Source organism: Clostridium algoriphilum, from assembly GCF_020443705.1.
Lineage (GTDB): Bacteria > Bacillota > Clostridia > Clostridiales > Clostridiaceae > Clostridium_AD > Clostridium_AD algoriphilum.
Genome location: NZ_JAIZZK010000004.1, coordinates 198,989 through 223,202 on the forward strand (window position 1 = coordinate 198,989; position 24,214 = coordinate 223,202).

Sequence of the window (24,214 nt, forward strand, 5' to 3'; positions counted from 1 at the left end):
TTAGGAGGAGATTACATGACTTATGTTTTAGGTATAGATATAGGAACTTCAGGTACAAAAACTATATTGTTTGATGAAAAAGGTAATAACATTTCAAGTGCTTTCAAGGATTATCCATTATATCAACCTGAAATTAGATGGGCGGAGCAAAACCCTGAAGATTGGTGGGATGCTGTAGTAGTTACAATAAACTCAGCAATACAAAAAAGTGGAGTGGATATAAAAGACATTAAAGGAGTAGGTTTATCTGGGCAGATGCATGGCTTGGTTATGATTGATAAAGAAGGGAAGGTTCTAAGACCTTCAATAATATGGTGCGATCAAAGAACTACAAAAGAATGCGATGAAATAACAAAGTTAGTTGGAGCTGAAAGGTTAATTGAAATAACAGCTAATCCTGCATTAACAGGTTTTACTGCATCTAAAATTATGTGGGTTAAAAAGCATGAACCAGAAACTTATAAAAAAACTTATAAAATACTTCTTCCAAAGGATTATATAAGATTTATGCTTACTGGCGAATTTTGCACTGAAGTATCAGATGCCAGTGGAATGCAACTTTTAGATGTGCCTAACAGAAAATGGAGTGATGAAGTATTAGAAAAACTTCATATTGATAAAAACTTACTTGGAAAAGTTTATGAGTCACAAGAAGTTACTGGAGTAGTTAATAAAGTTGCGTCGAAACTTACGGGACTTAAAGAAGGAACTAAGGTAGTTGGAGGAGCAGGAGATCAGGCGGCTGGTGCCGTAGGAAATGGTATTGTTAGGCCGGGAGTTATATCTTCGACAATAGGAACATCAGGTGTTGTTTTTGCTCATACTGATAAAGTTACTATAGATAAAAAAGGACGAGTGCATACATTTTGTCATGCGGTACCAGGCGCTTGGCATATTATGGGAGTTACCCAGGCAGCAGGATTGTCTTTAAAATGGTTTAAAGATAATTTATGTGTTTTAGAAAATCAAAATGCGGCTTCCTCAGGTATTGATGTATACGAGGAGTTAAATTGCGAGGCCGGATCTGTAAAACCGGGTGTTGATGGGCTAATGTATTTACCTTACCTTATGGGTGAGCGAACTCCACATTTAGACCCTTATGCTAGAGGCGTATTCTTTGGCCTTAATGCAAGACATAACAAAAATGATATGCTTAGATCTGTCATGGAAGGTGTAGGCTATAGCCTTTTGGATTGCATGGATATTATTAACGAAATGGGTATAACTGTGAATGAAGTAAGGGCTTCAGGCGGTGGTGGTAAAAGTGAAGTTTGGAGGCAAATTCAAGCGGATATGTTTAACTCTGAAGTGGTTACTATTAATTCTAGCGAAGGGCCTGCTCTAGGAGTAGCAATTTTAGCTTTAGTAGGTGTGGGAGTTTACTCATCTGTAGTAGAGGCTTGTGATACTATTATTCATAAGGTTACTTATCAAAACCCAATTAATGAAAATGTTGAATTGTATAGTAAATATCATGAAATTTATAAGCGATTATATACAGCATTAAAACCTGAATTCATTTATTTAAAAGATAGAATTAAAAACTAGGAGGAATTAAAAATGAAATTATTTATTGATACAGCTAATGTTTCTGATATTCGTGAAGCTAATGAAATGGGTGTTATTTGTGGTGTAACTACTAATCCATCCCTAATAGCAAAAGAAGGTAGAGACTTTAATGAGGTTATAAAGGAAATAGCATCTATTGTAGACGGACCTATAAGTGGAGAAGTTATTTCATTAGACTCTAAGGGCATGATAAAAGAAGGAAGAGAAATAGCTAAGATTCATAAAAACATGATTGTTAAAATACCAATGACGCAGGATGGTCTAAAGGCTGTTAAAGTACTTTCTAATGAAGGAATAAAAACTAATGTAACATTAATATTTAGTGCAGGACAAGCTCTCCTTGCTGCAAGAGCAGGGGCTGCTTATGTTAGTCCTTTCATAGGAAGACTTGATGATATAAATGCTAATGCTATGGATCTCATAAGAACTATTGTAACAATATTTAAAGTACACGCAATAGATACTGAAATAATTGCTGCAAGCATAAGAAACCCAATGCATGTTACAGATGCTGCAGTTGCAGGTTCCCATATTGCTACAGTGCCTCTTAAAATAATTAAGCAAATGATAAAACACCCATTAACAGATAATGGAATAGAAAAATTCATTAAGGATTGGAATGACACATTCAATAGATAATTAGGAGGGCGTTTATGAATAAAGATAATTTGGCAATAAATACAATAAGAATGCTTTCAGCAGAAGCTATTCAAAAATCTAATTCGGGACATCCGGGATTACCACTTGGGTGCGCTTCTATGGCCTACACTCTATGGGCGAAACAGATGAAACATAATCCGAAAAATTCGAAGTGGCAAGATAGAGATAGATTTGTATTATCAGCAGGACATGGTTCCATGCTTATATATTCATTACTTAATATTTTCGGATACGATTTGAGTGTAGATGATATTAAAAACTTTAGACAATTTGGAAGTAAAACTCCAGGACATCCAGAGTATAAACATACAGATGGAGTGGAAACTACTACAGGTCCTTTAGGTCAAGGGATTTGTAATGCTGTAGGTATGGCTATTTCTGAAAGTTACCTTGCAGAAAAATTTAACAAACCGGATTTTAAAATTATAGATCATTATACATATACTATTGCTGGTGATGGCTGTTTAATGGAAGGAATTTCAAGTGAGGCATCTTCATTAGCAGGAACACTAGGACTTGGAAAACTTATAATGATGTATGATTCTAATAATATATCGATTGAAGGAAGTACCGATATTGCTTTTAGAGAAGATGTTGCTAAAAGGTATGAAGCTTATGGTTGGCAGGTTATAAAGGTAGCTGATGGAAATAATACAGAGGATATAAATTCTGCTATAGTTGATGCTAAAAAAGAAGATAAAAAGCCAACTATTATTATAGTAAAGAATATAATAGGATTTGGTTGTCCTGATAAACAAGGAAAGGCATCAGCACATGGAGAACCACTTGGTGCGGATAATATGATTTGTATGAAAAAGAATTTAAATTGGAATTATGAGCCTTTTACTGTTCCAGAAGAAGTTAAAACACACATGAAAGATTTTAATAAACAAGCAAATGTTAAAGAAGAAGAATGGAATAAGTTATTCGAAGGATATAAAATGGCTTATCCAGAGCTTGCTAAAGAGTGGGAGCTTTGGTTTAGTGGTAAAATAGCCACTGATCTATTAGGCGATGAAAGTTTTTGGAGTTTTGATAAACCAATGGCAACAAGACAATCTTCGGGAATACTTATTAACAGATTAGCAAAGCTTGTTCCAAACATAATAGGAGGTTCAGCAGATCTTGCTCCTTCAAACAAAACTTATATGAAGGGCAGAGGAGATTTTTCAGCGGAAGATAGATCAGGGGCGAACATGCATTTTGGAGTAAGAGAACATGCAATGGCAGCTATCGCTAATGGAATATATCTTCATGGTGGTTTAAAAGTATTTGTATCTACGTTTTTCGTATTCAGTGACTACATGAAGGGTGCCATGAGACTTTCATCAATAATGAAATTACCAATACCCTATGTGTTAACTCATGATAGTATTGGAGTTGGAGAAGATGGACCAACACATGAACCTATAGAACAGTTAGCAGCACTAAGATCTATACCAAATATGACAGTATTTAGACCAGCAGATTCAAAAGAGGCAGCAGCAGGTTGGTATTATGTTGTAGCTAAAGCGAAAGGCCCAGTATCACTTATTTTAACAAGGCAGACATTGCCGCTATATGAGGATTCTGGGAAAAGAGCTCTTAAGGGCGGATACATAATTAAGGACTGTAAAAAAGAAACACCAGATGTAATTTTAATTGCATCAGGTTCAGAAGTGGAACTTATCTATAAGGCAGCTGATGAATTATTGGCAAAGGGAATAGCGGCAAGAGTTGTAAGTATGCCTTCCTTTGAATTATTTGAAGCTCAGAGCATGGAATATAAAGAATCAGTACTTCCCAATAAAGTGAGAACAAGAGTTGCAGTAGAAGCAGCTACCTCATTTGGTTGGCACAAATATGTGGGTCTTGATGGAGTCGTGATCTCAATCGATCACTTTGGTGCATCAGGTAAAGCAGAAATTCTATTTAAAGAGTTCGGATTTACAGTTAACAATGTAGTTGATACTGTATTGGGATTGAAAAATAAAAAGAACTAAACTTAGTTTAAACAAAATAAAAAGTGGTATCTTAATTAAGATACCACTTTATTATTTATGTCTTAATTAAGACAAAAAATGTTATGATATGAGAGAAACTAATGAAATGGGTGTTATAATATGAAAAGTTTAAAAACTATAAATCAAGAAACAATAAAGATAACAAATCAAAAAAAAATAATTCAATTGTTATACAGGGAAAAACAACTTACAAATCTAGTAATATCTAAAACCATTAAGGTAAGTATTCCAACGGTTATAAGTAATGTTAGGGAACTTATAAAACAAGGATATTTAGATGAAACTGAGGTTGGGGAATCTTCTGGAGGAAGAAAACCCGTAATTGTTAGATTTTTACCAAATTGTAGATATTCTTTTGGGGTACTTATTACAAAAGAACAGGTTAGGATTATTATGACTGACCTAAATTTTAAGATAGTAGTCCAAAAGATTATTAATGTGACTGATAAGATAGATGATTTCAACAGTGTTATTTTAGAAATTAAAAAAGAAATTAATAATATTATTAGTACAAACAATATACCATTATATAAGATATTGGGAGTAGGTTTTTCTTTACCTGGTACGGTAAATGAAGAAAAGTTAATTTTAAAGAATGCACCAAACTTGAAGTTGAAAAATATATGCTTTAAAAATTTTGAACGTGATTTTCCAGTCCCAATATTTATAGAAAATGAAGCTAATGCGTCGGCATATGCAGAAGCATTTATAAATTTTAATTATGTTGAAAGTAGTTTGGTTTTTATATCTATAACAGAAGGTATTGGTACGGGTATAATAATTACAGATAATGTTTATAAAGGTTACAATAAGCGTGCTGGAGAATTTGGTCACATGACTTTAATAAAAAACGGAAAACAATGTAATTGTGGTAAAAAAGGATGCTGGGAATTATATGCTTCTAAAAAAGCATTACTGGATGAATATAAAAAGGCATACAATATTAAAAATAACAGTTTAAAGGACTTTATGGGGATGTCAAAAACAGATAGTAAGGCAAAAGAAATATTAGAGGCTTATTTAGAATTTTTAGCTGAAGGAATTAAAAATATAATATTGATATTAGATCCAGGATGTATAATTATAGATGGAGAAATATCCGATTATAAGAGTATTATTGAGACAGAATTAATAGACAAAATATTTAAGCAAAATGATTTTTATGATAAAAAAGAATGTAACGTATCGTTTTCTAATTTAGAAGGTAATGCATCTATATTTGGAGCGGCATTCTTGCCAATGAGAAAATTATTTTTTTTAGATGAAAAGGTAATTTAGCTATAATTATTTATTATACAAATTTTTTACATACAATTATGCGACATCATTTTAATTTATGATTGGTTACATAACATTATTGATAGTGTATCTATTGTGCCTTACAGTTCAAACCTGTTCACTGCGCTAACTAAATACAGAAAAAGCTGTTGTACTAATTTCTCAGTGCAACAGCTTTCTTAAAATTCTAACTACAAATATTTTTCTTGTCATTCTCACTAGCATGTGCCCTAAGAGTAGCTTCAATCTCCTCAAGAGAACGATTACGCGTTTCAAATACCTTAGATTTAACAAACCATATTGAAACAAAACAAAGGACACCATAACCTATGAATAAACTACCAGTCCCAAAGAAATTCAGTAATGGAGGAAATGTTAATGATACAAGCATGTTAGCACCCCAATTAATTACACTACTGAATGAGTTGCCTAAACCTCGAATATTTAGAGGGAAGACTTCACCAATCATGACCCACATTACAGGCCCCCAAGTAGCTGAGAAAAAACCAATATAAACGGTTAATGCGATAACGCAAATAATTGCAGCAGTTAATGACCCATGAGAGAACTTCATTGAAACGCTCATAATTAGTAAGGAAGTTCCCATTCCAATAGATCCATAAATCAACATCTTTTTACGATCAACTTTATCCATGATCATGACAGCTACAACAGTAACAATAACGTTAAAAATTCCAATTCCGATGTGGGCAAGTAAAGCCGCTTGAACACCAAAGCCAACCTCAGTAAAGATAGTTGGTGCATAGTAAAGAACTGTATTGCAGCCCATAACTTGTTGAAAAATAGCTAGTCCAGCACCAATAACCAATGCTGGGTGAACAAATTTACCGAATAATTCTTTAATTCCACCACTTTTGATTTCAGCTTGTTTCTTAATCTGGATAAGTTCATCATTAACAGCACTTTCATTATGTTTATTCATTTGATCTAAGACATCTCGGGCTTCATCAAGTTGACCATCTTTAACTAAAAAACGAGGACTTTCTGGTAATACAAGACCTCCTAGGAAAAGAATTGCGGCTGGAATAGCAGCAAATCCAAGCATCCAACGCCAACCACTATACAAATCGGAGAAACTATAGTTAGTTATATAGGCTAATAAAATACCACTCATTACCATTAGCTGGAACAAACTTGACACAGAACCACGTTTTTCTGCAGGTGATAATTCAGCTAAGTATGTTGGAATTAAAGCAGAGGAAGCACCTACTGCCATACCAAGAACAATACGTGATAAAATCAATGTCGAAACCCCTGGAGAAAATGCTGATCCAAGTGCACCAATAAAGAAAATAATTGATGATAGTAAAATCAATTTCTTACGCCCGTACTTATCAGACATTGGTCCAATAATTGCAGCCCCAAGAACAGCCCCTAGTAATACAGAGCTAACAACCCAGCCTTGTTGCCATGAATCAAGGTGCATTTGTTTTTGAATAAACAGAATTGCACCTGAAATAACTCCAGTATCATAACCAAACAAAAGGCCGCTAAGTGCACCGAAAACATATATTAAAGAAGTGCTAATTTTTCTTTTTACCCTCATTTAAACCATCCCCTATTTTTATTTAATTTAACTTAGTTGTAAATTTATTATCGCATGGGTTTGTAAATATTAAACGGTTTCATAATTATTAAAAAGTTTCTTATAAGTTATTATCATCCCCTATTTTTATTTAATTTAACTTAGTTGTAAATTTATTATTGCATGGGTTTGTAAATATTAAACGGTTTCATAATTATTAAAAAGTTCCTTATAAGTTATTACCATCTCCCATTTTTTATTTAATTTAATTGTAATTTTATTATCGCATGGATTTGTAAATATTAAACGATTTCATATTTACTAAAAAACTTCCCATGAGTTATTTTAATAAATTTAGTATAACACATGAGAAAAACTTTTTCAAGGCGTTTTAAAAAGTCTGAAAAATTTCACGCACTATACTAAATATGATAGGGTTATTAGAAAATATTCAAATTTAATATTAACGTAGAAAAAATATAATAATGGTGTATAATATTTATACACCATTAATTAATAGTACAACCAATGTTATGATATAAGAGAAACTAGTGAAATGGGTGTTATAATATGAAAAATTTAAAAATTATAAATCAAGAAACAATAAAGATAACAAATCAAAAAAAAATAATTCAATTGTTATACAGGGAAAAACAACTTACAAATCTAGTAATATCTAAAACCATTAAGGTAAGTATTCCAACGGTTATAAGTAATGTTAGGGAACTTATAAAACAAGGATATTTAGATGAAACTGAGGTTGGGGAATCTTCTGGAGGAAGAAAACCCGTAATTGTTAGATTTTTACCAAATTGTAGATATTCTTTTGGGGTACTTATTACAAAAGAACAGGTTAGGATTATTATGACTGACCTAAATTTTAAGATAATAGTCCAAAAGATTATTAATGTGACTGATAAGATAGATGATTTCAACAGTGTTATTTTAGAAATTAAAAAAGAAATTAATAATATTATTAGTACAAACAATATACCATTATATAAGATATTGGGAGTAGGTTTTTCTTTACCTGGTACGGTAAATGAAGAAAAGTTAGTTTTAAAGAATGCACCAAACTTGAAGTTGAAAAATATATGCTTTAAAAATTTTGAACGTGATTTTCCAGTCCCAATATTTATAGAAAATGAAGCTAATGCGTCGGCATATGCAGAAGCATTTATAAATTTTAATTATGTTAAAAGTAGTTTGGTTTTTATATCTATAACAGAAGGTATTGGTACGGGTATAATAATTACAGATAATGTTTATAAAGGTTACAATAAGCGTGCTGGAGAATTTGGCCACATGACTATAATAAAAAACGGAAAACAATGTAATTGCGGTAAAAAAGGATGCTGGGAATTATATGCTTCTAAAAAAGCATTACTGGATGAATATAAAAAGGCATACAATATTAAAAATAACAGTTTAAAGGATTTTATGGAGATGTCAAAAACAGATAGTAAGGCAAAAGAAATATTAGATGCTTATTTAGAATTTTTAGCAGAAGGAATTAAAAATATAATATTGATATTAGATCCAGGATGTATAATTATAGATGGAGAAATATCCGATTATAAGAGTATTATTGAGACAGAATTAAAAGAAAAAATATTTAAGCAAAATGATTTCTATGATAAAAAAGAATGTAACGTATCGTTTTCTAATTTACAAGGGAATGCATCTATACTTGGAGCGGCATTCTTGCCAATGAGAAAATTCTTCTTTTTAAATGAAAGGGTAATTTAGTTATAATTGTTCAATCATTTACAAGTTTCTATCAAAGGCTTATTCAAAAAAAGTAAAAAACTATTCTAACTCTAATGTTTAGAATAGTTTAATTTATTGAGCATCAACTTATTTAATTTAAAACATAGACTGATGGTAATTATAATGTCATAACCACTTTTTTTACTAAAGGATTTAAACCTTCAGGAGTAGTGTCCGTTCTATAGGCAGCATTACAATCAGGCTTTATTTTTATGCTTTGTATGCGACTTATTATTTATTTTCTGAACTGAGTAACCGAATTTTCCCAAGGGTTTAGAGTTAACACTGAAATATTCACCATGAGAATAGGTAATGAGATCTGCTTTTTCAAAATGTATCTTCCCATTAACATCTATTAAAGAATTGTCAACATGAGTATTTACAATTTCAGCTAAAAATAAATCGTGGCTACCTAAAGTTGTAATGCTTTTAACTTTGCATTCGAGAGATATGAAGCACTCAGATATTATTGGGGCTGTAACATCTTTGCTGCTATCCATGGTAAAGTTCATTTCGTTAATTTTATCTATTATCTTTCCAGAACGTACACCACAGTAATCAACTTCTCTAACCATTTTAGAATTCGGTAAATTTACTACAAAGTCACCACTTTCTTTTATATAATCATAGGATAGTCTTTCAGGTTTTATGGCTACAGTAATCATTGGGGGTTTAGTACAAGCCGTGCCTATCCATCCCACCGTAAAAACATTTACTTTACCTTCTTTATTTTTTGAGGTAATTAATACTACTGGAACAGGATTTAACATTGCACTGCCTTTAAATATAGTCTTTGTCATGTGTTTTCACCTCTATATTCTAGACATACATTAGTAGTATGTCTTTATTTTCTTATAACATTATTCATTATACAATACCTTAAAACATTTATAAAGTCGAAAATTTAAGCTGAAAAATGCTTTATATATTTAAGGGAAAATGTTATTATTATAAAAATAAAAGGAGCAATTAAGTTTTTACCATCCTGATCAGTAATAATTTCTAAGCAATATGGTATAATAATGTATATAAGAATGAATATAGGTATGGTGATAATTATGACAATAGCAGGAAAAATGATTTATGGTGTTGGAAAATTAGTAGGAAATACCGCGGGATATGGTATCGAGATAACGGGAAATGTTATATCTTCTATAGCGGAAAAAGCGGGTAGAGAAGAACTAGCGCAAATCAGCAAGAAGTATAGCAAAATAGTATCAAAGGTAGTGGGTAAAACCTCAAAAATAACAGCGGCCGTAACAGCTGTTGTAGTAGATAAAACTATTGATGTGGCTTTCAATACTGCAAAATATATTGCTCAAAATGCTGTAGAAACAAATGTACGTATTTATGGACAATCAGAGAAATTTTACGATGAAGATAAATATATAGAGGTGGAATATAAAGTTTTGGAGAAATAAGGGTCCATATGTTAAAAAATATACTTTGATGCAACATTTTTTTAAAAGTTGACTAATATTACTTTCCAAATATATCTTTTAGTGATATAATTTTTATTGAGAGTAAATATGAAATATGGCTATGAGAAATGAGAGCCACACTAAAAAGTCTATTAAGCAGTAGATTTATATAGTGTGGCTTTTTTGTATTTAAGTGTTTTAATTGTTAGCGTAGTAACAGTGCTATATTTGTGATTATTTTTTAGAATAATAATTATAAAATTATAAAATAAAGAAATATCATGTACATATAAATAATAGGGGATGAAGTTATGATATCGGAAAGTTTTACGTTTAAGCATAAGGGCAATTTAGATATATTCGTATACAAATGGCTACCTAATGAGAATATAGAAGTTAAGGGAGTAGTGCAGATAGCACATGGGATGGGAGAGACAGCATCTAGGTACGAAAGTTTTGCAACGTTTTTAACAGATAATGGGTTCGTAGTCTATGCTAATGATCACTTGGGTCATGGAAAAACTGCAGGTCAAATTGAAAAATTAGGAGACTTAGGCGAGGACGGATTTAATTCAATGGTTGAGGATATGCATGGACTAAATGAAATAATTAAAGCAGAAAATGTGGGCTCGCCTATATTTTTACTTGGTCATAGCATGGGATCTTTTTTAACTCAAAGATATATTTGTTTATATGGAAACGAATTAAATGGCGTTATACTTACAGGAACTTGCGGTAGGCGAGGAATTATTATTGATATAGGCAGAATAATAGCAAAAGTTGAGATTAAGAGAATTGGAAGATGCGCTAAAAGCATTCTACTAAATAAATTAATGTTTGGAAGGAATAACAATTCGTTTAATCAGAGTAGAACAGCCTTTGATTGGTTAAGTAGAGACAACAAGGAAATAGACGAATTTGTAGATGACCCATACTGTGGGTCAATTTTTACAGCAGGATTTTTCTATGATTTTTTAGGTGGGCTGAAGGGCATAGAAAGCATGGCTGAAATTAAAAATGTTCCTAAAAATTTACCTATATATATTTTTGCGGGAGACAAAGATCCTATAGGGAAAAATGGTGTGGGTGTTCTAAGGCTAGTTAAAACTTATAATAAACAGGGAATTAAAGATTTAGTTTATAAAATTTATAAAGATGGGCGGCATGAGATGCTTCATGAAACTAATAAAGAGGAAGTATTTATGGATGTAGTGAAATGGATTAATATGCACATATAATCTAAGCGCATTTTCATGAATTATGATATAACAAAAAGTATATATTGCTTGAAATGCTTTCACTTCACCAAGTAATTCTATAAATTATTTTATTTACAACTACTAAAAAATACAAATTCGCTTGCGCTCAAACATGTATTTTTCTTGACGTATCTCAAAATAGAATAAATAAAGAATTACTAAGGCTTGTTCAAATATATTCTACGCAATATATACTTTTGTTAGCATAATCTATTAAAAAGGACTTTGTTCAAAATAGTGTGGATAAATTTTCTTAGTATATGCATAATAATATGAACTTTCTCCGGAAGCAACCTTGCACTGCGAGCTTTGCAATAAGAAGAGCAGAAACACTAGAATTCCTTAATGGAATTTCACGTTTCAAGCCCTTATTTCAAGTCACGCAGGAGAAAGTTCATAGGTCTTCACTCTTATTATTTATTGTTACTTAGGGTCATATTTTTTCATCTTTTGATATTTACGATCCACAAAATGAGTATGAAGTAGCTCATGAGCCTTTTCACTGTAAGGGGAACCTAAAAATTCACTATAAAGTTTTTGAATATAAGGATTTTCGTGAGATTTTCTTATAACTTTATTATCATCTTCTTTGTAAATAGCCTCTACTCTCTTTTGTAGTATATCAATATTACCGTAAATATATGGTTGGCCACCGCCCCCAATACAACCACCTGGGCATGCCATGATTTCAATTATATGGTAGGTAGATTCACCACTTTTTATAGATTCAAGTAGCTTTCTGGCATTGCCTAGACCACTGGTTACTGCTACATTTACATCCATATCTTTTATTTTAACGGTTGCTTTTTTAGAGCCTTCAAGCCCCCTAATGGAATGAAATTGTAATGCTGGACCGGTTTCACCAGTAATCCACTCATAAGCAGTACGGACAGCGGCTTCTAGAACTCCGCCGGAGGCTCCAAATATAACGCCAGCTCCAGAGGATTCGCCCATTGGATCGTCAAAATTATCATCTTCTAAAGAAGCAAAGTCGATACCGGCTTCTTTAATCATTTTCGCGAGTTCCCTAGTGGTTATTACAATGTCTACATCTCTTAAATCATCATGTTTTAGTTCATCCCTTGCAGCTTCATATTTCTTGGCAAGACAAGGCATGACAGATACTACTACTATTTTTTTAGGATCTATGTTCATTTTTTCTGCAAAATATGTTTTAGCTATAACGCCAAACATTTCATGTGGTGATTTACAAGTAGATGGAATATCTAACATTTCAGGATAGTCATGTTCTAACATATTTATCCAAGCAGGGCAGCAACTTGTGAGTATAGGCAATTTACCACCATGTTCAAGTCTATGTACAAATTCACTAGCTTCCTCCATTATAGTTAAGTCAGCAGCAAAGTCTGTATCAAAAACATAATCGAATCCTAGTGCACGTAGAGCTGATACCATCTTACCAGTTACTACGGTGCCAGGCTCTAAACCAAATTCTTCTCCAAGAGCAGCTCTTATGGCTGGTGCAGTTTGTACTATCACCACTTTAGCTTTGTCGTCTATAGCATCCCAAACATTTGGAGTGAAATTTACTTCTGTTAAGGCTGCAGTTGGGCATACTGCAACACACTGACCACAGAAAGTACAGTTTGTTTCAGCTAAGGGTGAATTAAAAGCAGGAGCTACATTGGTTGAAAATCCTCTATTTATTCCAGACAAGACCCTGCAGGTTTGAACTTCATTACACATAGTTTCACACCTTCTACACAAAATACATTTATCTAGGTTTCTTATAATAGAATAACTTGAATTGTCAGTTGGATAATGGGACATTTTGCCTTCATATCTAATTTCTCGAATATCCAGTTCTGCGGCTAGGGATTGGAGTTCACACTTACGATTTTTCTCACATAACAAGCATTCTTTAGGATGATTAGAAAGCAAAAGCTCTACTACTGTTCTACGTGCTTTTATGGCTCTAATGGAATTTGTTTTTATGACCATCCCATCACTTACAAGCGTTGAACAGGCAGGAGCTAAATTTCTACGTCCTTCCACCTCTACTACACATACTCTACATGAACCGGGATCGTTTATAGTTCTGCCATCATGAAGCTTAAAGTAACATAAAGTTGGTATATGGATATTAAGGCTTTCGGCAGCTTTTAGAATAAAAGTACCTTGAGCTACTTCTATTTTTCTGTTATTTATAGTTAAAGTTACTAAATTCAAATTTATCACCTCTCTTAAGTATTACTTTCGTGTTATGGCGTCCACTGGGCACTCTTCATAACATGAACCACATTTAATGCATCTATCCTTGTCAATAACATGTAGCTCTTTAACTTTTCCGCTAATGCAGGTAACGGGACAAATTTTAGCACAACGAGTACAACCTATACATTTATCTGTAATTTCATACATTAATAAGTCTTTACATACTCCAGCAGGACAGTGTTTATCTTTTATATGAGCATTGAATTCCTCTTCAAAATACCTTAGATTACTTAGAATAGGATTTGGAGATGTTTGACCAAGACCACAAAGAGCAGTATCTTTTATAATTTGACCTAGCTCTTTTAAGTTAACTATATCTTGCTCTGTAGCCTTACCTTTTGTTATTTTGTCTATTAGTTCATACAATCTAGTATTTCCTATTCTACAAGGAGTACATTTACCACAAGATTCTTCTAAAGTAAATTGGAGATAGAATTTTGCAATATCTACCATGCAGTTATCTTCATCCATCACAATCATTCCACCAGAGCCCATCATTGACCCTATTGAAGTTAAAGATTCATAGTCTATTGGGGTATCTAAAAGAGAAGCGGGAATGCATCCTCCAGAAGGTCCACCAGTTTGAACTGCTTTGAATTTACGTCCATTTTTAATGCCGCCACCAATATCGTATATGATTTCTCTTAAAGTAGTCCCCATTGGAACTTCAACTAAGCCAACATTATTGATTTTTCCTGCAAGAGCAAAAACTTTAGTACCTTTAGATGTTTTTGTTCCTATAGAGCTGAACCATTCTACACCTTTATTTATAATGGCAGGTATGCATGCAAAGGTTTCTACATTATTGACACTGGTAGGTTTATCCCAAAGACCACTCTGGGCAGGGAATGGGGGCTTATTTGTGGGCTCTCCACGATACCCCTCAATGGAGTTTATAAGAGCAGTTTCTTCTCCACAAACAAATGCGCCAGCACCATATTTTAAGCTTATATTGAAACTAAAGCTAGTTCCTAAAATATTGTTACCCAAAACACCACACTCGCGTGCTTGATTAATAGCTATTTTAAGTCTATCAATGGCGAGTGGATACTCAGCTCTTATATATATATAACCTAGGGAGGCACCTATTGCGTATCCAGCAATGGCCATAGCTTCTAAAACACTATGAGGATCGCCCTCTAGTATGGAACGATCCATAAAAGCACCGGGGTCTCCTTCATCTGCATTACATATAATATATTTTTGATCGGCTTCATGTTTTTTAGCAAAAGACCATTTTGTGCCTGTAGGGAAACCACCACCACCACGTCCGCGAAGCCCAGAATCAGAGATTAGTTTAATAATATCATCTTGGGACATGGTAGTAATAACTTTGCCAAGAGCCATGTAACCTTCCTGCGCAATTGATTCTCTTATATCTTCAGGATTTATAAGACCACAGTTTCTAAGTGCAATTCTGTGCTGCTTTTTATAAAAAGACATTTCATCTTGTCTTTTAACCTTTTGTTTCAAAGTCGGTTCCTCGTATAATAACCGGTCTATTATATTACCTTTAAGTAAATGCTCTTGTACTATTTCATGCGTATCCTCTGGTTTTACTCCAATATAAAAGACATTATCAGGATCTATTTTTACTATAGGTCCTTTTTCACAAAAACCAAAACAACCTGTTAGATGAGCATTTACTTCAAGGGACAAACCTGCCTCTTTTATCTTTGTGTTCAAGTTATCAATAATTAGTGCACTATCAGCAGAGTGGCAACCGGTTCCACCACAAACTAATATTTCACGGTTGCATCTAGTATGTTCCACGCTTAATTCTTGTTCATGAGAGAATTTTCGAAGTTTTAGTAATTGTGTAAAATCCTCATGAGCTTTTGTAAGATCCTTAAAATAATTGATTTTATTCAAGGTTAAATCCTCCTCGCTATTTCTTAGGTAGATAAGAATTATTAATTAATATCTACCTCCTATTCTGAGTATTCTTCTAAAATTTTAATTACATCATTGGTTTTGAAATGACCATAAACTTTACCGTTAACAGTTACTACTGGAGCGAGTCCACAGGCACCTATACATCTAAGTGATTCAAGAGTATAGTTTTTATCAGGTGTGGTTTCTCCAATAGATATATGGAGCCTTCTTTCAAATTCACCTAAAATATCTGAAGCTCCTAGTACAAAGCAAGCCGTTCCAGTGCATATATTTATAACATATTTACCCCTAGGTAATGTAGTGAAATATGAGTAAAAGGTTATAACACCGTATACTGAGGCTGTAGGAACATTTAATTTTTCTCCAACAAAATCTTGAACTTCATTAGGGAGATAGCCAAATATTTGTTGTGCTTTATGTAAGACCTCAATTAAAGAACTGCGGTTATTAGGTACAGTTTTAATAAAATCTTCTAGTTTTATGAATTTTTCATTAGATAAGTTTTCTAAACACACTATACAAACCTCCTTGCTATTATCTAGAATATAAAACAATTATCAATGATTATATACAACAATATACTTTGGACAAATATTAATAATAGTATTTTCAATTTTAAATTATAATATCCCATTAAACTTTAAAATGATTTTACATATGTTAAAAGGTAATTAGATATTTTGGAATATAAATAAGCTAATGTTTATATACTAAACATATTGTGATTTAAATTTAAATGAAGTTGTAGTATAGTTTACATAAACATCACAATGTGTGAAGCGTAATATCATAATATGTAATTTGATAATGTACCTTAGTGGATTTTAAATTTATAAAATGAAAGAAGGAAATTTTAGTGAGTGAGGTTATAAAACTTAAAACAAGAGATGCAATTGATAGTAATTATAAATGGAACGTTGATAAAATGTATAAAGATTCTGAGCAGTGGGAAGAAGATTTTAGCATACTAAAGTCTAAGGCTCCAGAAATGCAAAGATTTTCTGGAAAACTGGGAACGGCAGAAGATCTATTATCTTTTTTAGAAAGCAATGTAGAGATTGAAAGACTTTTAGATAAATTACTTGTATATGCGCATTTAAGAGGGGATGAGGATACAGGTAATGCTAAGTTTCAAGTCCTTAAAAATAAAATTGATGCATATGGTGCAGAAGTTTCTAGTTTTACAGCATTTTTTATTCCAGAACTATTATTACTACCAGAGGGAGCTGTAGATCAATCAATTAGTAAGTTACCAGCACTTAAATTATATGAATTTTATTTATCAGATATCATAAGTCAAAAGAATCATACTTTAAACGCAGAAGGAGAAAAGCTTTTAGCGTCTGTTAGCGATTGTTTAAATGCCCCGGGAAATATATTTGGGATGCTTACAAATGCAGACATGACCTTTCCATGTATAAAAGATGAAAAAGGTAACGAAATAGAGTTAACTGAGGGAAACTACAGCAATTTTATAAAATCAAAAGAGCGAAGAGTAAGAAAAGATGCTTTTGAAACATTATTTTCAACTTATAAAGGATTTAGCAATACTTTAACGGCATCTTTAACATCTTCAATAAAAAACTTTATATTTTATGCAAAAACAAGAAATTATTCTTCAGCATTAGAAAGTTCTTTAAAGCCTAACAATATTCCAGTAGAGGTTTACCAAAATGTGGTTCATACAATAAATAACAATTTGTCATCCCTTCATAAGTATGTAAGTCTTAAAAAGAAACTATTAGGTCTTGATGAAATTCATATGTATGATTTATATGTGCCAATAGTTGAGGCTGAGCAGGACCATATTGAATATCAGGATGCTGTTAAAATAGCATTAAATGGTATTAAACCTTTAGGTGAAGAGTATTTAAATATATTTAAAGAAGGAATTAATGAAGGCTGGGTGGATGTATTTCAGAATAAAGGTAAACGCTCTGGAGCATATTCATGGGGTTGTTATGACAGCATGCCATACGTACTCTTAAATTATAATTATGAGCTAAATGATGTATCCACTCTTGCTCATGAAATGGGACACTCTATCCATTCGTATTATGCAAGAAAGACTCAACCATATATATATTCAGGGTATGAGTTATTCTGTGCGGAGGTTGCATCTATAACTAATGAATGTCTTCTAATAGATTACTTAATTAAAAATGAGACAGATAAGAAAAAAAGATTATTCTTAATAAATCAACAATTAGAGGGAATAAGAACTACTGTATTTAGGCAATGTATGTTTGCAGAGTTTGAAAAAATAACACATGAAAAGATTGAACAAGGCATACCATTATCCCCTGAGGATTTATGTGCAATTTATCATGATTTAAACGTAAAATACTTTGGTGAAGAGATGGTAGTAGATGAGGGTATAGATATGGAATGGTCAAGAATTCCTCACTTTTACAATGATTTTTATGTGTATCAATATACTACAGGTTTTGCAGCAGCTAATTCTTTCAGTAAAATGATAGTAGAAGAAGGCGAAAGTGCTGTAGAAAGATATATTGGATTTCTAAAGAGTGGTGGAAGTGACTATCCAATAAATATACTTAAAAAAGCAGGGGTAGATATGTCGTCGCCTAAACCTTTAGAGGATACTATAAAAAGATTTGATGAATTATTAGGGATGCTCGAAAAAGAGATTTAGCAAAAGGAAGGTATATATTACTACAATTGCGTTTCTCTTGGCGACTCCAAATAAGAACTAAAAACAAGAATTTCTAAATTTAAATTTAATAGTTTCTGCGTTTCTTAACTGTAGTCACTAAGAGAAATACCATATCTAAAACCTAATTATATTTTAGACTAAAATTGAATATGTAATGAAAAAATACAGGTGTATATGACTAATGGATTATGTTTTTACATAGTCTTTTTGTTAATTAGTATTATTTTTATGGCTAATACAGTAGAATATAAAAATAATTATACGAGGGGGCTATTATGAAGGCAATTGTTAAGGGCAAGGTAGCTGTTAGCAAGTCAATGGAAAAAGCTAAGAGCGTTAAGGCAAAGTCCAAGATAAAACCTACAGAAAGTATTGCAAGGCAAGGAAATCTTAAAAAGAAGAAAAAAGGGAAATAAAATGTATGTATATATATTTTATTTTAGGAGTATATAGTTATTATCACTATAAAAATACACAAAGGCGGATTCTTAGGAATTCGCCTTTGTGTATTTTTAATTATTTTCTAGAAAGTCAATTACTGATTTATGTTTGCTTTAACAATATTAAAGTATATACTTAATATTATTAAGATACATATTCAATATATTTCAAATAAAATTAAGGTGTGATGCTGAAATGTCAATAGAGGTAATACCTGATTGGTTAGCTACTTTAGATGATGAGGATATAAGTTTCATTAAGAAATTTATAATATCTTCAGGGTCATTAAAAGAAATTGCAGGTATTTATGGGGTCACTTACCCAACTGTAAGACTTAGATTAGACCGTTTAATTCAAAAGATACAAATATCAGAGGATACCACAAACGAGCCTTTTGTTTCACTTATAAAGAAATTGGCAATAAACGAAAAATTAGATTTTGATACTGCTAAAATTTTAATTTCGGAATACAAGAAAACAAAAAAGGAGATTGATTAAAATGGCGAATTTATTCGGTGTTATAGTAGTCCCAATACTTTTAGTAGTAATTATTATGCTACAAATATTTTTATCAAAAATAGAAAGCAAATGGCTTGGTTTTATATTGCCAGCATTCAATGGTGTTTTTTCTGTTATAGCGGTTTTAGGGATGGCTTTTTTTGAAAAGTTATCAATTATTGAAATTATAATACAAGCCACTATGGTGTTTTTATTATGGAATATTCCAACAGCTATTTTAATTTCTATATATTATTCTTGCCGTAAAAAATTAAAGAAGAAAAAAGAAATAGATAAAATGAATATTCAGGATTTGCATTAGAAAATTATAATATCTTTTGATTTCTATTCTTTAGCGAGTTAAGGAAAGTATATATTATGTAAAGTGCATTTGAGCAAGTTTTAGCATCATTCATTAACTTTAGTTTAGAATTTATTAGCGAAGGGAAACGCAATTGAAATAATATATACTTTTCTTTTTACTTGTTCTTTTTAATGTACCAATATATAGGCAATCCAATTAAGGTAATTGCAATTCCTATAAATGCTTTTAATGTATCAGTTAAAATTGTACTTACTAAAATATATATACCACCGATAATTCCGATTAATGGAACTATTGGGTAAAATGGTACTTTATAAGGTCTTACTAAATTTTTATGTTTTGTTCTTAATATAAAGATGCCGGCTACAGCCATTGTGAAAAAAATCCATAGAACAAAGACAACAAGGTCAGTTAAGGTATTAAAAGAGCCACTAAATATGTATATACAAGTAAGCGCTGCTACAAAAATATAAGAGTTTAGTGGAGTTTGATATTTTTGATTTACTTTTCGTAAAAATTTACTATAAGGCAAAAGTTTATTTTGGGCCATAGCAAAAGGGATTCTAACTCCTGTCATTAGGTAACCATTTAATGCTCCAAATATTGAAATTAATATACCGGCAGATATAAATAATGAACCAGCTTTTCCAAATAAAACTGAGGCAACATCAGAAGCTACTTTATTGGAATTTATAACAGATGCTATAGGAATTACATTTATAATTGCTAAATTAAATAAAACATATACTATTATAGTAATGGTTAATCCTATAATTATGGACCTTGGTATGTCTTTTATAGGATTTTTAAGTTCTCCTGCCATATTGCTTACACTTACCCACCCGTCATATGCCCAAAGCGTTCCAAGCATAGCTGCTCCAAATCCAGCACCAGCTGCTGTAGTACCTACCGGTAATGAAAAACTGTGAGCTGTTCCTTTTATAAGGCCTAAGGCAATAATAATAAAAAGTGGTATTAGTTTTGCTATAGTTGCAATAAATTGAATTTTACTAGCAAGTTTCGTTGATAATACGTTTGCTGTAGTAATGACTAATAGCATTAGTATTGCAAATGATTTTTGCTCAAGTCCACTCATAGGTACAAAATTAGTAGCTTGAGTTGCTAAAACTATTGCAAGTGCTGCGACAGAACCCGGTACGTAAATAACTGTTTGTACCCATCCGAATAAGAATGCCCATTTTTCGCCATAAAGTTCTTTAAGATATATAAAGATACCACCAGTTTTTGGAATAGCTGCTGCTATTTCAGCTATAGTAAGGCCTGATGCTATAGTTATAATACCTCCTGCTACCCATGCAAGTATACCTATAGTTGGAGAGCCTGCATTTTTAAATACAATAGAGGGTTTAAAGAAAATACCAGAACCTATTACCATACCTATAACTACGGTAATGGCTTCTAGAAATCCAATTTCCCTTTTTAACTTTTTTGGTAAAATAATGACGGAATTCAAATTTTTTGAAGCTTTCAAAATAAATCATCCTTTCTTTTGTTATCATTAGTTTGTTGAATAGTATTTTTTCCTCCTTGTTAGCTAAGAAACATTACTTAATAATGTGAATATTGACGGATGTATATAAGTTTAATAGCAAATTTAAATATAGTCAACAGAAGTTTGTTTGAAATATTGCTAAACCATACTATATAAAATAGCATCTATATGCGCATTTGAAGAATAATCAGAGATATTAAGAGTTAAAAGTGCTGTTTTTACATCTGATACATGATTTACACCTATAAGGTTAGATTCTATGTCTAATATATCAAGTTTGCTAAAAAAATCACCATATATCTTAATGTTTTATATTATTCCGTCGACAACTTCAATATTAAATTCAATTGTAATAAATGAGAATTTATTTTCATTTATGAAATTATATTTTGGTGAATAATCAAAATTCCATTTCCGAGTAGAATACTTTTCGGTCCTTAGTTAAAGGAAATATTTTTTCGCTTTAAGGAAAATATTCTTGTAAATGGCATAAACTACTTAATATAGGCAAAGGTGAAGGACTTAAGAGGTGAAACTATCCATGCGTTGCCTGTTAAAAAAAGCTTATAAGATAAAAAATGGAGTAACTGGTGCTAAATAAAAATATAATAGAAGCAATACAATAGAAAATATGAGATAATTATTATATATTCTAGTGAATGATTGGAGGAATGAAAATGAGATTATTGCTGACAAACGATGACGGTATAAGTGCAAAAGGCATATACGCTTTAGCTAAGGAACTTGAAAAAGATCACGAAGTAATTATTGTAGCGCCAGATAAGGAAAGAAGCGCATGTGGACATTCTATAACACTTACAAGGCCGCTTATAGTGAAAGAAAATAAAATTAAAGGATTAAAATCAAAAGCTTTCAGTGTAGATGGAACACCAGCAGATTGCGTAAAAATTGGAATTAATAAACTTATCAATGGTAAAATAGATATGGTGATATCAGGAATTAATAGAGGCTTTAATTTGGGCACAGATGTTTTATATTCGGGTACAGTTTCTGCAGCAATAGAAGCGTGTATTTATAAAATACCAGCCATGGCAATTTCTATGGAGATTAAGGACAATATTGAGACTTATGATATGGCAGCTAAATATGCTAGAGAGATACTGCTTAAAGCTAAAGACAATAACATTAAAAGCAATATTGTGTTAAATGTAAATATTCCTTTACTAAAGGAGAATGAAATAAAAGGGATTAAAGTATGTAAAATTGGTAGTAGATTGTATAACAACAAATATATAGAATCTACTGGAGAAAACAATGAAACACAGTATGAAATTAAAGGCATGGTAAAAGATATTCATGAGAAGGATTCGGACACAATATATTTTAAAGAAGGATATGTTACTGTAACGCCTCTTCATTATGATCTGACTAATTTTAGTATATTAAATGATGTACGTAAATGGTTTTAATAATACAGAAATTTAGAACGTTTAATATTCGTTAGGAAATATATAAAGTAATATAAACTTATGCAAGAATTATAAGAAAACCAGTGAAATTCATTTAATCCTAATTAAATTTTACTGGTTTCGTGCATGCATTTTTTATTGAATCTTTTCAAATTCTGATTTCGGAACTCCACACAGTGGGCAAACCCAATTACCAGGAATATATTTAAAATTAGTTCCAGGTTTTATTCCATTGTCTGGATCTCCTATTTCCGGATCATACTCATATCCGCATACTAAACAAACATACTTATCCATAAGAACATCTCCTTTAAAATTAGTTAATATAAACTAGCTAAAAGCCTTTTCTATAACTTTGAATTTTTATATACTATTTTTGTTCTTTAAATAATTTATTTTATATATTATCATTCCCTTTTTTATTTAGTTAAATCAAATTAAATTCTTGTAAGATTTAACAATAATTTATTAAACTGCTTAACTTAAATGTTATTAATAGACTGATACTATTGAGTTTAAGTAGTTAAGTATTAGTTAATGATGTTGTTAAATTTAACAATAGTCTTTTAATACTATAATTTGCTATTGACAAGGATGATCTTTTTCTATATGTTTAGTTAACATAAAAGTAACTTTATCTAAATAGATTTTAATTTAATATTATGTAAGATGGTGAAAATAATGACGTTACAACAACTAAAGTATGCAATTGAAATAGCAAAATGTGGCTCAATAAATATTGCAGCTAAAAAACTATTTATTACTCAACCTAGTCTATCTAAGGCAATTAAAGAGCTTGAGCTTGAATTAAATAAAACTATATTTGAACGAACGAACAGAGGAGTTAGTGTTACTGTTGATGGCGCTGAATTTTTAGGTTATGCAAGACAAGTAATAGAACAAACGGAATTGTTAGAAAAAAGATATTTTAATGTAAAACCGTCTATGCAACATTTTTCTGTATCTACCCAGCATTATGCCTTTGCGGTAAATGCGTTTGTTGATCTTATAAAAGAATATGGCATTGATGAATACGAATTTAATTTAAAAGAAACAAAAACCTATGAGATTATTGACGATGTGAAAAATCTTAGAAGTGAAATAGGGATTTTGTATATAAATGAATTCAATTCAAAAGTTTTAAATAAACTGTTTAAGGAAAATAATTTGATTTTCACAAAGTTATTTGTAGCTAGACCTCATGTTTTTGTTAGCATAAAAAACCCTCTATCAAATCTCAAAGAGGTTACACTTAAGGATTTAGAAGATTATCCTTATCTATCATTTGAACAAGGAGAATTTAATTCCTTTCACTTTTCAGAAGAGATATTAAGCACAATTTCTCACAAGAAGAAAATAAGAGTTAACGATAGAGCAACACTTTTTAATCTATTAATAGGTTTAAATGGGTACACTATCTCAACTGGAATTATAAATTCTGACTTGAACGGAAATGATATTATAGCTGTGCCGTTAAATGTTGAAGAGGAGATAAGGGTAGGTTGGATTTCACACAAAAATATTAAACTCAGCCAACTTGCAAACATCTACATTAATGCACTTAATGAAATAATAAAAAAAATATAACCTATAATTTGTCTAGTTATAAATTTTAATTGCTTGTTATAGTTAAAAACTATAGCAAGCAATAGTTTTTTGGAGTTATACTATAAGCAGAATTCTTTGATATGAT

21 protein-coding genes are annotated in these 24,214 nt (G+C 31.4%); 13 read left to right on the plus strand and 8 right to left on the minus strand.

Annotated features, from left to right (window positions below; genetic code table 11):
- Positions 1-15 precede the first annotated feature (15 nt).
- From xylB to LGK95_RS05825, 4 genes are all read left to right on the plus strand, one after another.
- Positions 16-1,548 (plus strand): xylulokinase, encoded by a 1,533-nt coding sequence (gene xylB, locus LGK95_RS05810; RefSeq protein ID WP_226123172.1) that lies wholly within the window; start codon positions 16-18, stop codon positions 1,546-1,548.
- A gap of 12 nt (positions 1,549-1,560) precedes the next feature.
- Entirely contained in the window at positions 1,561-2,208 is a 648-nt protein-coding gene (fsa, locus tag LGK95_RS05815) for a fructose-6-phosphate aldolase (RefSeq protein ID WP_226123174.1), read from the plus strand.
- A gap of 14 nt (positions 2,209-2,222) precedes the next feature.
- On the plus strand, positions 2,223-4,211 hold the full coding sequence (tkt, locus tag LGK95_RS05820) for a transketolase (RefSeq protein ID WP_226123176.1): 1,989 nt from the start codon (positions 2,223-2,225) through the stop codon (positions 4,209-4,211).
- A gap of 120 nt (positions 4,212-4,331) precedes the next feature.
- A complete protein-coding gene (locus LGK95_RS05825) occupies positions 4,332-5,510 on the plus strand; it encodes an ROK family transcriptional regulator (protein ID WP_226123178.1) in 1,179 nt (392 codons plus the stop codon).
- Positions 5,511-5,697: 187 nt separating this feature from the next.
- Here the strand turns inward: LGK95_RS05825 and LGK95_RS05830 are convergent, their stop codons facing one another.
- Positions 5,698-7,077 carry a sugar porter family MFS transporter gene (locus LGK95_RS05830; protein ID WP_226123180.1) on the minus strand — a complete coding sequence of 460 codons (1,380 nt, stop codon included), beginning with the start codon at positions 7,075-7,077 and terminating at the stop codon, positions 5,698-5,700.
- 549 nt (positions 7,078-7,626) lie between these two features.
- On the opposite strand from LGK95_RS05830, the gene LGK95_RS05835 reads away from it, so the two are divergent.
- Positions 7,627-8,805, plus strand: coding sequence for an ROK family transcriptional regulator (locus LGK95_RS05835; protein ID WP_226123182.1), 1,179 nt, complete (start codon positions 7,627-7,629; stop codon positions 8,803-8,805).
- 218 nt (positions 8,806-9,023) lie between these two features.
- On the opposite strand, the gene LGK95_RS05840 is transcribed toward LGK95_RS05835, so the two are convergent.
- Positions 9,024-9,626: a flavin reductase family protein gene (locus LGK95_RS05840; RefSeq protein WP_226123183.1), complete on the minus strand. Its 603-nt coding sequence runs from the start codon at positions 9,624-9,626 to the stop codon at positions 9,024-9,026.
- Positions 9,627-9,884: 258 nt separating this feature from the next.
- Between LGK95_RS05840 and LGK95_RS05845 the strand changes: the two genes are divergently transcribed.
- Positions 9,885-10,247, plus strand: coding sequence for a hypothetical protein (locus tag LGK95_RS05845; RefSeq protein WP_226123194.1), 363 nt, complete (start codon positions 9,885-9,887; stop codon positions 10,245-10,247).
- Between the two features lie 311 nt (positions 10,248-10,558).
- Positions 10,559-11,485 carry an alpha/beta hydrolase gene (locus LGK95_RS05850; protein ID WP_226123196.1) on the plus strand — a complete coding sequence of 309 codons (927 nt, stop codon included), beginning with the start codon at positions 10,559-10,561 and terminating at the stop codon, positions 11,483-11,485.
- Between the two features lie 444 nt (positions 11,486-11,929).
- Here the strand turns inward: LGK95_RS05850 and LGK95_RS05855 are convergent, their stop codons facing one another.
- Genes LGK95_RS05855 through LGK95_RS05865 form a run of 3 tightly spaced genes read right to left on the minus strand, consistent with a single transcriptional unit; the run spans position 11,930 to position 16,152 of the window.
- A complete protein-coding gene (locus LGK95_RS05855; protein ID WP_226123198.1) occupies positions 11,930-13,696 on the minus strand; it encodes an NADH-dependent [FeFe] hydrogenase, group A6 in 1,767 nt (588 codons plus the stop codon).
- Between the two features lie 21 nt (positions 13,697-13,717).
- The gene (nuoF, locus tag LGK95_RS05860) at positions 13,718-15,613 is read right to left on the minus strand and encodes an NADH-quinone oxidoreductase subunit NuoF (protein WP_226123200.1); all 1,896 of its coding nucleotides are present in this window, start codon (positions 15,611-15,613) and stop codon (positions 13,718-13,720) included.
- A gap of 59 nt (positions 15,614-15,672) precedes the next feature.
- Positions 15,673-16,152: an NADH-quinone oxidoreductase subunit NuoE family protein gene (locus tag LGK95_RS05865; protein ID WP_226123202.1), complete on the minus strand. Its 480-nt coding sequence runs from the start codon at positions 16,150-16,152 to the stop codon at positions 15,673-15,675.
- Positions 16,153-16,493: 341 nt separating this feature from the next.
- On the opposite strand from LGK95_RS05865, the gene pepF reads away from it, so the two are divergent.
- From pepF to LGK95_RS05885, 4 genes are all read left to right on the plus strand, one after another.
- A complete protein-coding gene (pepF, locus tag LGK95_RS05870) occupies positions 16,494-18,293 on the plus strand; it encodes an oligoendopeptidase F (protein WP_226123204.1) in 1,800 nt (599 codons plus the stop codon).
- A 296-nt stretch (positions 18,294-18,589) separates the two neighbouring features.
- Entirely contained in the window at positions 18,590-18,730 is a 141-nt protein-coding gene (locus tag LGK95_RS05875; protein WP_226123206.1) for a hypothetical protein, read from the plus strand.
- Between the two features lie 220 nt (positions 18,731-18,950).
- Positions 18,951-19,253, plus strand: a complete 303-nt coding sequence (locus tag LGK95_RS05880; protein WP_226123208.1) for a DUF2089 family protein — start codon at positions 18,951-18,953, stop codon at positions 19,251-19,253.
- Position 19,254: 1 nt separating this feature from the next.
- Positions 19,255-19,575 (plus strand): hypothetical protein, encoded by a 321-nt coding sequence (locus LGK95_RS05885; RefSeq protein ID WP_226123210.1) that lies wholly within the window; start codon positions 19,255-19,257, stop codon positions 19,573-19,575.
- A 157-nt stretch (positions 19,576-19,732) separates the two neighbouring features.
- Here LGK95_RS05885 and LGK95_RS05890 read toward each other — a convergent pair whose 3' ends face one another.
- Together LGK95_RS05890 and LGK95_RS22795 are read right to left on the minus strand one after the other, a co-directional pair.
- On the minus strand, positions 19,733-21,070 hold the full coding sequence (locus LGK95_RS05890; protein ID WP_226123212.1) for an APC family permease: 1,338 nt from the start codon (positions 21,068-21,070) through the stop codon (positions 19,733-19,735).
- Between the two features lie 159 nt (positions 21,071-21,229).
- Positions 21,230-21,397, minus strand: coding sequence for a lipoate protein ligase C-terminal domain-containing protein (locus LGK95_RS22795; RefSeq protein WP_226123250.1), 168 nt, complete (start codon positions 21,395-21,397; stop codon positions 21,230-21,232).
- Between the two features lie 371 nt (positions 21,398-21,768).
- On the opposite strand from LGK95_RS22795, the gene surE reads away from it, so the two are divergent.
- Positions 21,769-22,521, plus strand: coding sequence for a 5'/3'-nucleotidase SurE (gene surE / locus LGK95_RS05900; protein ID WP_226123214.1), 753 nt, complete (start codon positions 21,769-21,771; stop codon positions 22,519-22,521).
- Positions 22,522-22,656: 135 nt separating this feature from the next.
- Here surE and rd read toward each other — a convergent pair whose 3' ends face one another.
- Positions 22,657-22,818, minus strand: coding sequence for a rubredoxin (gene rd, locus LGK95_RS05905; RefSeq protein ID WP_226123216.1), 162 nt, complete (start codon positions 22,816-22,818; stop codon positions 22,657-22,659).
- 384 nt (positions 22,819-23,202) lie between these two features.
- Here rd and LGK95_RS05910 point away from each other — a divergent pair, with 384 nt between their 5' ends.
- Positions 23,203-24,108 carry a LysR family transcriptional regulator gene (locus LGK95_RS05910; protein ID WP_226123218.1) on the plus strand — a complete coding sequence of 302 codons (906 nt, stop codon included), beginning with the start codon at positions 23,203-23,205 and terminating at the stop codon, positions 24,106-24,108.
- Positions 24,109-24,214 lie beyond the last annotated feature (106 nt).